The organism is Corallococcus sp. CA053C, from assembly GCF_003611675.1.
Lineage (GTDB): Bacteria > Myxococcota > Myxococcia > Myxococcales > Myxococcaceae > Corallococcus.
Genome location: NZ_RAWA01000304.1, coordinates 1 through 12096, shown reverse-complemented (window position 1 = coordinate 12096; position 12096 = coordinate 1). Strand labels below are relative to the sequence as shown.

The following is a 12096-nucleotide window of genomic DNA, read 5'->3' as shown; positions in this document are numbered from 1 at the left end:
GCGGGGGACTCGGTGTGGGGAGCGGAACGCACCGGCTCGGCACATCCCACGAGGAGGGCCAGTCCCAGAAACGTCCGGAGGGTCTTCAGCATGAGGGTCGGCCAAGCGGAGCGGGGTAACGAGTTCGTCATGCAGCCACTGTTCGAGTTCGCGGCGTTACGAATTCTTCCGGGCCATGAATGAGGCGCGGGGCTCGCATCCCGCTTGGAGACATCACGAGGAATTCTTGAGCGACTTACGGAGTGATTGCACGCAGGGGCGCGTCACTCCCCAATAATGCGATGAAGGGGGCCCAATAGTGGGGATGGGGCCAGGAGCGCCGGAGCGAACGCATGGCGTCGCGCAGGGCTGCGGCTCGGCCCTGGCTGGCCAACAGGTTGCGGTAATAGCTGTCCATGAGGAACCGGGTGGAGTCGTCGTTGACCTTCCAGAGGCTCATGACCACGGTTTCGGCCCCGGCCACCAGCAGGGCGCTGCGCAGGCCGTAGACACCCTGGCCCAGTTTGACGTCCCCGCGGCCGGTGTCGCAGGCGGAGAGGACCACAAGCTGGGTACCCCAGAGGTCAAGCCCGGCCAACTCGAGTGCGGTGACCAGCGCCGTTCCGGGAGGGGGCCTGGAGGCCGTGGCGGTGTCGGGCGCAAAGGCTCGGGCGGCTCCCGCCAGGGCGAGGCCGGATCGCAGCAGTGGCTCCTGGAGGAGCGGCGCCCGGAGGTTGTCGTCGAGAGCACCGAAATGGACCAAGGCCCTGGAGTCCTTGGGCACGGGGGCGTCCTCAAGGAAGAAGCCGTGAGTGGCCAGATGGAGGATGCCTGGGGTGGAAAGGCCGAGCAGCCGCTCCTTGGTCGCCTCCGCGCCCAGGAAGACCTGCGCCTGGGGGAGGAGGCGTTGAATGCTCTCGGCCTCCTTGCGAGTGCCCGGCTGTTGAGCCCCTGGGCCACGTAGAGGGCCCCGATGCTGTAGAGCGAGTCGGCGACGAAGGGGTGGTTGTCGCCGAAGGTCGCTTCCAGGATGGTGTATGCGCGCTGGTAGAGCGGTTCAGCCCGTTGGTACAGCCCCTGGTTCGCGTAGATGCTCGCGAGGTTGTGAAGTGTCTTCGCGACGGCGGGGTGGCTCTCGCCGAAGATCCCTTCTTCGATGGCGAACGCGCGCTGGTGGAGCGGCTCGGCCCGGTCATACAACCCCTGTTCCGCGTAGAGGATGGCGAGGTTGCCGAGCGTCTGGGCGACATCGGGGTGATTCTTGCCGAAGGCTGCCTCCCGGATGGCGAGCGCGCGCTGGTGGAGCGGCTCGGCCCGGTCATACAACCCCTGTTCCGCGTAGAGGATGGCGAGGTTGCCGAGCGTCTGGGCGACATCGGGGTGATTCTTGCCGAAGGCTGCCTCCCGGATGGCGAGCGCGCGCTGGTGGAGCGACTCGGCCCGGTCGTACAGCCCCTGCTCCATGTAGAGGACGGCGAGGTTATTGAGCGTTTTGGCAAGGGCGGGGTGGTTCGCGCCGAGAGCCACTTCTTCAATGGCGAGCGTGCGCTGGTGGAGCGGCTCGGCCCGATCATACAACCCCTGCTCCTTGTAGAGGATGGCGAGGTTGCCGAGTGTTTGGGCAACAGCGGAGTGGTTCTTGCCGAAAAACGCCTCCCGGATGGCAAGCGCGCGTTGGTGGAGCGGCTCGGCCCGGTCGTACAACCCCTGCTCCATGTAGTGGATGGCGAGGTTGTTGAGAGAGTTGGCGACGTCGGGGTGGTTTTCGCCTAGAGCACCGAACAGGTTAGGTCACGCCGCGAGCTGGTAGCGCGCGGCGACCTCGAGGTTTTGGACGACCGCGAGTCGCCTGAGATCAAAGAGGTTGCGGCGCGTGCCTCGATAACGGGCCTTCGGGCCCTGGCGGTTGGCGAGATGTGCCAGGCAATGCTCGACGCCGACACGCTCGCGGAGTCCTGCGCGGCCCGCGCGCGACTGCAGATGTGAGCGAAGGCGCTTCTGGAGCCGCTCGTCGTCGCCCATCGTGACGCTGCGACCCTTGCCGGACGCGGCCTGGGTACACCAGCAGCGCCATGCACATCATCGCGGGCGGCTGCGGCGCTTGCCCCTGGCCCGTCTGTCGGTACATCGCTTCGAGCTCGTCCTGAAAGGCCTCGTCGAACAACTCGTGCCGATGCTCGCGCAGGAAGACGAAAAGCTTCCTGCTCTTCCCCGCGAGCTTCAGCAGGCGCTGCTCCCGTGCGCTCTGCTCCACAGCCGGCTTCCAGCGCTTGAGCCACCTCCGTGAGGTGGCGACCTGATCACGCGACGACAGCCCGCGTCGATCGCTCGCGCAAGTATTCGACTTTCCTCGGACGGAAACCTGATCGGCGCTCTAGGCAGGAACTCGGTGAAAGAGCCCGGGCCGCAGCCAAGCACTGCGGTGCTCCCCCAGCCCCCTGCTGTTGCTGCACGCCCGGAATGCCGGACCTGGAGTCGACGCCCCCAACAAGGGCTCCTACCTGTGTTCCAACCGAGAAGTGCTTGTAAAGGGGGCTCCCGGCACGTTGCTCGTTGGAGCCCGTCGCGCTGGCTCGCCTCCCGCAGCCACACCGAGAGGGTCGGTTGCGTGTCATGGGCCGCCCCATCGGATCGCTCGTGGGTCACCTCCTCGGATCGCAGTCCTGATCAGTCCGACCAGCCCGCGTGCTCGGGAGCGTCAAGGGTCGGCTACGCCGAAACCTGAACAGTTCTGGGCCCTTGACCCTCCCTCCGCGCGCGGGCAAAGGGCAACCGGCCGCAAGCGGCCAGTCCTGAGCGATCAGGAGTCGCGATCCGCTTGGCCGACCCGGATGCGGTCCGTTGACCCGGCCCCTGACAGGTTGCGTCACGCCCACCTGCTTCGACAGCTCTGTCGCCGTCATCGCCGGGGGCCCCAGCATCCGCTTCACCCTCTGACTCTTGAAGGCGTCCGTGTACGGCACCGTCGTCTTCCTGCTCGCCCCGCTCAGGCGGATTGCCCGGTTAGTTGACGGTTGACCGGACAATCCCGCCGCAGACGTCTGTGACAGGGGTCCAGGGGCTGGAGGAGGGGAAGGTGGCCTGGGCCGGCCGTCGGGCGCTTACGTTAGGCAGCGGCAGTGCTTCCGGCAGTCGTGGGACGGGCGCCCGGGCCACGCGAGGCAGAGGCGGCTGGCTTTGCACAATCACCCTCCTGGCCAGCAGGAAGGTGCGTCAGTCGGAAGAGTCTCGAGTGACTTCCCCGGCGCGGCAGTGACTCAGAGGCGTGGAAGAGGGGACTACCCGTAGAGTCCGGCGCACCTCCGCCGGTGGGCCACCGGGAGGCGTGGCCGGGCAGGCCCGCTCTCCGGCGGGGCCTCACCGTCACCGTCCCACGCGCCGGAGAAGTGCATGAGAAGAGAGAGTCGAAGCGGGCTGGCGTTGCTGGCCCTGGGCTTGGTGCTGGCGTTGGCCGGGTGCGGCGCGCAGCAGGACATGGCGGAGGGCAGCGCCCAAGCGGTGGTGACGGTGCCGCAGGGCTTGAGTGCCAGCGACGTGGCCCGGGTGGAGCTCACCGTGAGCGGTGCGGGCATGACGACGCGCACCGACGCCCTGGTGAAGTCAGGCGCCCAGTGGGGCGGGGTGCTGGGGCAGCTGCCCGCCGGCACCGGCCGCACCTTCAGCGCGCAAGCCTACGACGCCTCCAACATCGTGCGCTACTCCGGCCAAGTCGCCAACGTCACCATCCAGGCCGGGCAGACGACGGCGGTGACGCTGCTGCTGCAGGAGGTGAATCCTCCTGCGGCCTTCGACAACACGGCGCCCCTCATCACCTCCCTGGTGGCCAGCCCCGCCACCGTGGCCCCAGGTGGCCTTGTGGCCCTCCAGGCCACCGCGCAGGACGCCAACGCGGGTGACACCCTCTCCTACGCCTGGACGGCCAGCACGGGCAGCTTCAGCGCGGCCTCCAGCCTCTCCACCACCTGGACGGCACCGGCCTCTCCGGGCCCGGTGGTGCTGACGCTGACGGTGACGGACTCCAAGGGCGCCTCCGCCTCTCTCAGCGTCACGGTGACGGTGAGCACCGGCACCGGCAGTGCGGAGGTGAATGTCACCGTCAACACCTGGCCCCAGGTGGCCACGGTGACAGCCACTCCGTCCTCCGTGGCGGTGGGGCAGTCCACCGTGGTGGAGGCGGTGGCCAGCGACAATGACGGGGACGGCCTCGGCTACCAGTGGACGGCCTCGTGCGCGGGCACGTGGACGAATGCCTCCTCGGCGAGTGCCACCTTCACCCCCTCCGCCCAGTCTTCGGGCGGCACCTGCGCCCTCACCGTGAAGGTGCAGGACGGCCGCGGCGGGCAGGGGACGGGGACGCTCACCGTCCACGTGGGCCCACCTACCACCGGGCGCTTCCCGCCCGAGGTGGTGGAGACGTTCCAGTCCCCCGCCACGGTGCCAGCAGCGGGCGGAACCGTCGTCTTCCGAGTCCGGGCGAAGGACGCCCAGGGCAGTGCCCTCGGCTTCACCTGGGCCACCAGCACGGGGACGCTGGGCACCGCCACCAGCGCGGCGACGACGAGCGAAGTCCTGTGGACGGCGCCATCCTGTGTGCCGGCGGGCACCTCGCCCTCGGTGACGGCCACCGTCACCAACGCGCTCGGCCTCTCCACCAGCTTCGCCTTCGCCCTCCAGGGCGGCTCGGCCTGCGCTGCGAGCCCCGGGGCTCGTCTCGTGGCGGGCGGGATTCATATTCTCGCCTTGAAGCAGGACGGCACCGTCTGGGCCTGGGGCTACAATGCACAGGGCCAGCTCGGCGACGGGACGACCACCACCCGCTTTACGCCCGTGCAGGTGCCGGGCCTGACAGGCGTCGCGGCCCTCGCCGCTGGCGACCAACACACGCTCGCCTTGAAGCAGGACGGCACCGTCTGGGCCTGGGGCTACAATGCACAGGGCCAGCTCGGCGACGGGACGACCACCACCCGCCTCACGCCCGTGCAGGTACCGGGCCTGACGGGCGTCGCGACCCTCGCTGGTGGCTACTACCATAGTCTCGCCTTGAAGCAGGACGGCACCGTCTGGGCCTGGGGGGACAACGGATTTGGCCAGCTCGGCGACGGGACAGTCACGAGCCGCCTTACGCCCGTGCAGGTGCCGGGCTTGACGGGCGTCGCGGCCCTCACCGCTGGCTACCTCCATACGCTCGCCTTGAAGCAGGGCGGCACCGTCTGGGCCTGGGGGGACAACGGATTTGGCCAGCTCGGCGACGGGACAGGCACGAACCGTCTCACGCCCGTGCAGGTGCCGGGATTGACGGGCGTCACAGCCCTCACCGCTCGCGACTACCACACGCTCGCCTTGAAGCAGGACGGCACCGTCTGGGCCTGGGGGAACAACGTATTTGGCCAGCTCGGCGACGGGACAGCCATGAGCCGCCCCACACCCGTGCAGGTGCCGGGCTTGACGGGCGTCGCGGCCCTCGCCGCTGGCGAGGAACACACGCTCGCCTTGAAGCAGGACGGCACCGTCTGGGCCTGGGGCTACAATGCACATGGCCAGCTCGGCGACGGGACAGGCACGAACCGCCTCACGCCCGTGCAGGTGCCGGGCTTGACGGGCGTCGCGGCCCTCGCCGCTGGCCAAGTCCACACGCTCGCCTTGAAGCAGGACGGCACCGTCTGGGCCTGGGGCTACAACGGCGACGGCCAGCTCGGCGACGGGACGATCACCCGGAGCCTTACGCCCGTGCAGGTGCCGGGCCTGAACCTCTGACGAGGCGCCAGGCGCTTGCGTTTGGCGAGCGCCCAGCACGTCGCAGACGTCTGCGCTTTATCGGTGAGGAGCCAGGGCTGGACGTCCAGTCCCCGCCGGCCTCCGCCATCACAGCCTGGCCCTCGGGATGGACACGCGCGCCCGGCTGAGTCCCAGCAAAGACAGCCCGTGCCTTGGATGGGTTCAATCTGGTGAGTCCAGAAGCGGGCGGGGGACGCGCCTGAGCAGCGCCACCAAGCGGAACTGCTGGTGAAGCAGCTCAAGCGGATTCGCGAGGACGTGGGCGACCTCCGGGGCGGACTGGCCGTTTAGTTTACATTTAACCGGCCAATCCATCCGCGACCTGGAGCGCCGCGCACGACCGATCCGGCTCACGCCGGGGGGAGGATGGTCGCCCTTGACTCCCAAGGGGGGCCAGGTCGACTCAGAGGCGCAAACACTCACACCTCGGGTAGAGGTTCCCCCGCTCATTTCCCAGCGCGCCTGTGCATCAGTGGGCTCGGCGCTGTCTCCGGGAAGGGGAATGAGTCACACACGAGGGGGCTTCCGTGAGGCGAACAAGAGGCAGTTGGGTGGTGATTCTGGCCGTCGGCATTCTCGCGGCCGCAGGCTGTGGTGGGCCGCAGACTGAGTCCGGCGGTGACGTCGGGGCTGTGACTACCGCCAGTCAGGCCATCACCGCCGTGAAGGTGCCGCAGGCCGTGGCCGCGGGCGCCTACCATTCCCTGTTCCTCAGGAAGGATGGCGCTGTCTGGGCCTGGGGACAGAACGTCGCCGGGCAGCTGGGCACGGGAAGCACCAACAGCACGCCCCTGTCCCAGCCCTCCCAGGTGAATGGACTGCCCGCCATCAAGGCGATTGCCGCGGGCATCGCCCACTCGCTGGCGCTGGACGTGGACGGCCACGTGTGGGCCTGGGGCCAGAATGCGTCTGGACAGGCGGGCCTGGGTACCGCGGGGGGCACAGTGCTCATCCCCACCCGGGTCGCGGCGCTCTCCGGCATCCAAGCCATCGCGGCCAATGGGAACTTCTCGCTCGCGCTGGGCGCGGACGGCCGGCTGTGGGCCTGGGGCCAGAATGCCTCTGGGCAAGTGGGCACGGGCACCACCAGCGCCTCGGTGACCACACCAGGCGTGGTGCAGGGCCTGCCCACCGTGCGTGCCATGGCCGCAGGCGTCAACCACGTGCTCGCACTGGATGCGGACGGCAAGGTGTGGGGCTGGGGACAGAATACATCCGCCCAGGTGGGAACCGGCGCCACCAGCGCCGCGGTGCTGGTTCCGGTGCAGGTGGGAGGGCTTCCGCGCGCCAAGGCTGTTGCTGCCGGCACGGGCCACTCCCTCATCGTCGATGAGCAGTTCGGCAACGTGTGGGCGTGGGGGCAGAACACCTTCGGCCAGGTAGGCACGGGCAGCACCAGCGCGACGCCGGTGGTGACGCCCCGTCCGGTGGACGGCGTCTTCGCCGTGACGGTCCTTGTCGCAGGGCACAACAGTTCCATGGCCCTCATCGGCAACGGCCTGGCGGTGGCATGGGGCCACAATGTGTCGGGCCAACTGGGCAACGGCGGCACGGCGAACAGTGCCTCTCCGGTGGGGGTGACGGGCGTCTCGGACGCGACGGCGCTCGCGGCCGGGGCCCAGCATGCGATGGCGCTACGGCCCGGCTGCCCCGTCTGGACGTGGGGCAACAACGGCCAGGGCCAACTCGGCACGGGCAGCACCTCCTCTACGCCAGTGACAGCGCCTGGGACGGCCCTCATCGCCAACACCTTCTACTTCGACGGCGACATGGATGGCTTTGGGGACGAGTACATCGCGGAGCAGGCCTGCGATCCGTCTCCAGGTTTCGTCGAAGAGCTCGACTGCGACGACTACTCAACCACCACCCATCCCGGCGCGACGGAAACCTGCAACGGCGCGGACGATAACTGCGACGGCGTGGTGGACGACGGCAACCCCAGCGGTGGGGAGGACTGCGCGACGGGGAAGCAGGGCGTGTGCGCGGCAGGAGTGACGGCGTGCACCCAGGGCAGCATGGTGTGCCAGCAGCGCCAGGCCGCCTCCGCCGAGCAGTGCGACAGCCTGGACAACGACTGCGACGGAGCGACGGACGAAGGCAACCCGGGAGGACTCCTGGCGTGCGCGACGGGGCAGCAGGGCGTGTGCGGCGAGGGGGTGACGTACTGCACCCACGGCGCCCTCGAGTGCGTGCCGACGCAGGGGGCCTCCAGCGAGGTGTGCGACGGCAAGGACAACGACTGCGACGGGCAGTCGGACGACGGGCTGGCCTTCCAGGCGTGGTACCGCGACCAGGACGGGGACATCTACGGCCTGACGTCCACGTCGGTGCTGGCGTGCCTCCAGCCGGCGGGGCACGTCCCGAATGGCGGGGACTGCAATGATAACAACCCTGCCTTCAACCCTGGCGCGCCGGAGGTCTGCGACGGCGTGGACAACGACTGCGACGGACAGGTGGACGAGGGCACCTCCTGCGGCGTCGCCTCAGCGTCGAAGCTGGCAGCGGGCTTCAACCACTCGCTCGCCGTGAAGCAGGATGGCACCGTCTGGGCTTGGGGCCGCAACTCAGAGGGCCAACTGGGCGACGGGATGCAGACAAACGGCTCCACGCCGGTGCAGGCGCAGGGCTTGACGGGCGTCGCGGCCGTCCTCGCTGGTGGCCGCCACACGCTCGCCGTGAAGCAGGATGGCACCGTCTGGGCCTGGGGCCGCAACTCAGAGGGCCAGCTCGGCGACGGGACGATGACGAGCCGCTCCACGCCGGTGCAGGTGCCAGGCGTGACGGGCGTCGCGGCCCTCGTCGCTGGCGTCTTCCACACGCTCGCCTTGAAGCAGGACGGCACCGTCTGGGCCTGGGGATGGAACAACGAAGGCCAGCTCGGCGACGGGACGACGACGAACCGCCTCACGCCGGTGCGGGTGCCAGGCGTGACGGGCGTTACGGCCATTGTCGCTGGCGACAACCGCACGCTCGCCTTGAAGCAGGACGGCACCGTCTGGGCCTGGGGCTGCAACACAGAGGGCCAGCTGGGCGACGGGACGAGGACGAACCGCCTCACGCCGGTGCAGGTGCCGGGCGTGACGGGCGTCGCGGCCCTCGTCGCTGGCGACTTCCACACGCTCGCCTTGAAGCAGGACGGCACCGTCTGGGCCTGGGGCCGCAACTCAGAGGGCCAACTGGGCGACGGGACGACGACGAGCCGCCTCACGCCGGTGCAGGTGCCGGGCGTGACGGGCGTGACGGGCGTCGCGGCCTTCTTCGCTGGCGGCTACCACACGCTCGCCTTGAAGCAGGACGGCACCGTCTGGGCCTGGGGCCGCAACTCAGAGGGCCAACTGGGCGACGGGACGACGACAAACCGCTCCACGCCGGTGCAAGTGACGGGCGTGACGGGCGTCGCGGCCCTCGTCGCTGGCGACTTCCACACGCTTGCCTTGAAGCAGGACGGCACCGTCTGGGCCTGGGGATGGAACAACGTCGGCCAGCTCGGCGACGGGACGATCACCGACCGACCCACGCAAGTGCAGGTGCAGGGCCTGAGTCTCTGACGAGAGGCTGGGCGCCTGCGTTTGGCAGGCGCCCTCTGCGGCGCAGACGTCTGCAGAAGGCTCCAGGGGCAGGTGGAGCGACGCGAGCGGCGTGAACCCACCGCCAGGGCAGCGACGCCTGGCCGTCGTGGGCTGTGCGTCCCAACCACGCGAAACAGCCTCCGTACTTCCGGGCGGACTGGCCGGTTGGTTTACATTTAACCGGCCAATCTGGCCGCAGTCAGCGCCATCAAGAGCGCGCTGGGGACAACCCCCGTCACCGTGACCGCGAGGGACGTGGCCGGAAACAGCGCGACGTGCTTGTTCACCGTCACCGTCCATGACACCACGGCCCCGGTGCTCCAGTGCGGGCCCGACGTGACGGCCTGGACCTCAGCCGACGGGGCACCGGTCGCCTACATGCCGGCCTCGGCGAAGGACGCGGTCTCTCACTCGACCGTCTTCTATGACCTGCCCAGTGGTGGGTTCTTCCCCTTGGGGCGGAGCACCGTGACCGTCACCGCGACGGATGCGCGGGGCAACATCGCGTCGTGTGGCTTCCAGGTGGACGTCATCCAGGACCTTGAGCCGCCCCTGCTGACGTGCCAGTCGGAGCTGTCCTTGCAGGCCAGCTCGTGCGAGGGCGCCGTGCTGGCGGGTCTCTCGGTGAGTGCAACCGATGCGCTCTCCCCGGTCACCCTCTCCTACAGTGAGCCGCTCGATGCCCTCCTGCCAGTGGGGGACCGGGTGTTCACCGTCACTGCCGTGGACGCGGCCGGCAACAGCGCTGGGTGTGGCGTCCTCGTTCACATCCTGGCACCCGAGGGTTGCCCGGTGGGAAGTTCGAGCCAGGCCCGCTGAGGAAGAGGGAGGGCAGGGTGCGAGGTGTCGGAACGAGTTCTCTGACACCTCCTCCTGCCCTCCTGTTGGCGGGCATCAGCGCCTGACGCAGGTCAGCCTGTCCACGCTCTGTGCCCATTGGTCCGTCGGGAGCGCGGTGCACCGCCTGGACCCGTTGAAGAGGAGCGCATTCCTGAAAGGAGGGCCCACGGTTCCGCCGGTCAAGCTCGGATCGTTCTCGCCCAGGACGCCGTCCTTGCAGAACAACACCAGATCCAGCCCGCCGTTGGGAAAGTCATTGCAATCGGAGGGACACGACACCGGGTAGAGCGTCCTGCTCGTACCGCTGGCGATGGCAGACCCATCACCGAACACACAGCCATCCCCGACCAGTGCCGTCGGAGCGGCCTTCATCGGCGAAGCGCCCATCGAAGCCGTTTCCCCCGGGACCTCACCGCCACAGCCAGACAACGCCACGGCACCGGCCATGACCCCGCCCATCCACGCATGCTTCAAGAACGCCTTGAGAAACAAGTCGATGCTCCGTTCGTAGAGGTGACCGCTGGACTGGCCGCGCATTCGCGACCGGGAAGCATCCTTCCCGGCCAGGCTGACACACCCCGCGGAGCACTTCAGCGCGGGGCGGGAGTGGGCCTGGCCTCGAGGGGGTGTCCCCGGGTGCCGGCGGCCCACTCCTCCCAGACGTTGAAGGATTGCATCTGCTGGCCCAGGTCGGTGTCCCGCACGAGCGCCTCCACCTCGGCGCGGCTCTGGCGGGGCAGCTTCTCGTCCATGGTGGCGAAGCCCCACGCGAGCGCGCTCACCACGGCGGCGTTGGCGCGCAGCGTGCGCGCGTCACACTGTTCAAACTCGTCCGAGCGCGCGTGGTAGTTGGGCCCGTACGTGGCCGGTTCCTGATTCGCGATGAGGTTGGCCACGCCGTGCATCATGAAGTCGAAGTTGTCCGTGCCCACCACCGGCACGTCCACCTGCGTGAAGGGCCCCAGGCCCGTCACCGGCTTCAGGGCCCGGTCCACCAGCGGCACCAGCGCGGGCCGGCCGTTGGTGTAGAAGCCCGTGATGCGTCCGCAGCCGATGTCCACCGACAGCGCCAGGGTGTGCCGGTCCAGCTCCGCCGCGTGCGTGCGCGTGTAACCGGCCGAGCCGTACATGCCCTGCTCCTCGCCGTTCCACAGCGCGAAGCGCAGGGTGCGCGCGGGCTTCAGCCCCAGGCGCTGCATCTGCCGCGCGAGGTCCAGGAGCATCGCGACGTTGGCGCCGTTGTCCAGCGCGCCGCCGCCCAGGTCCCAGCTGTCCAGGTGCGCGCCCAGCACGACGACCTCGTCCGGACGCGTGGTGCCTCGCAGCTCGCCAATGACGTTGCGCGACGTGTACGGGCCGCCCGTGCGCAGGTCCAGCGCCGCGGTGAGGTTCAGGGCCGTGCCGGCGCGCAGCAGCCGCAGCGCGCGCTTCGCGCCGTCGCGCTCCATCACCATCATGGGGCGGGTGTTCCTGGGGCCCACCGAGACGCTGTGCCGGTAGAGCTGGTTGCCCGGCCGGCTGCCCATGTAGACGACGCCCGCCACGCCCGCGGCGAACGCGCGGGACTCGATGAGCGCGGCCTCGTTGTACTCGCGGAACAGTCCGTCGACGTCCTTGAGTTCGTCCGTCTCCACCAGCAGGAAGGCGCCCCGGGCCTTCGCGCCCACCCGCTGGAAGTCCGCCTCGGTGCCGCGGCCCACCTCCCGCAGCGGCGCGGTGAGGCCGCCCTTGGGCGTGGCGGCGGAGAAGGGCATCGCGGCCACGCGCGAAGCGAAGCGCACGCCCTGGCCCTGCACGGAGGCCGTGGCGCCGCGCTCCAGCCACAGTGCCGGCATGGGGAAGGGCTCCGCGCGTGCCGTCACGCCCGCGGCGCGGAAGCGCTCCAGCGCCCACTCCACGGCGCGGGTGTTGGCTTCGGAGCCCGTGGCCCTCC

5 protein-coding genes and 2 pseudogenes are annotated in these 12096 nt (G+C 69.5%); 3 read left to right on the top strand and 4 right to left on the bottom strand.

Features of this window, described 5'->3' with window-relative positions:
- Positions 1-235: 235 nt before the first annotated feature.
- Both D7V97_RS30780 and D7V97_RS30775 read right to left on the bottom strand, forming a co-directional pair.
- Positions 236-1755: pseudogene (locus D7V97_RS30780) on the bottom strand (tetratricopeptide repeat protein); the annotation flags it as partial.
- Positions 1749-2040, bottom strand: a pseudogene (locus D7V97_RS30775) (transposase); the annotation flags it as partial. The pseudogenes D7V97_RS30775 and D7V97_RS30780, both read right to left, overlap by 7 nt.
- Positions 2041-3369: 1329 nt before the next feature.
- Between D7V97_RS30775 and D7V97_RS46095 the strand changes: the two are divergent.
- The 3 genes from D7V97_RS46095 to D7V97_RS30760 all read left to right on the top strand — a co-directional run bounded on the left by D7V97_RS46095 (position 3370) and on the right by D7V97_RS30760 (position 10142).
- On the top strand, positions 3370-5733 hold the full coding sequence (locus D7V97_RS46095) for a PKD domain-containing protein (protein WP_233583329.1): 2364 nt from the start codon (positions 3370-3372) through the stop codon (positions 5731-5733).
- 653 nt (positions 5734-6386) lie between these two features.
- Positions 6387-9302 (top strand): MopE-related protein, encoded by a 2916-nt coding sequence (locus D7V97_RS30765; RefSeq protein WP_158623492.1) that lies wholly within the window; start codon positions 6387-6389, stop codon positions 9300-9302.
- 210 nt (positions 9303-9512) lie between these two features.
- Positions 9513-10142, top strand: coding sequence for an HYR domain-containing protein (locus tag D7V97_RS30760; protein WP_120614197.1), 630 nt, complete (start codon positions 9513-9515; stop codon positions 10140-10142).
- A 75-nt stretch (positions 10143-10217) separates the two neighbouring features.
- On the opposite strand, the gene D7V97_RS30755 is transcribed toward D7V97_RS30760, so the two are convergent.
- Both D7V97_RS30755 and D7V97_RS30750 read right to left on the bottom strand, forming a co-directional pair.
- Positions 10218-10700 carry a hypothetical protein gene (locus D7V97_RS30755; RefSeq protein WP_120614196.1) on the bottom strand — a complete coding sequence of 161 codons (483 nt, stop codon included), beginning with the start codon at positions 10698-10700 and terminating at the stop codon, positions 10218-10220.
- A gap of 53 nt (positions 10701-10753) precedes the next feature.
- Positions 10754-12096 (bottom strand): M28 family metallopeptidase (locus D7V97_RS30750; protein ID WP_120614195.1); only part of this gene is annotated, 1343 nt, incomplete at its 5' end.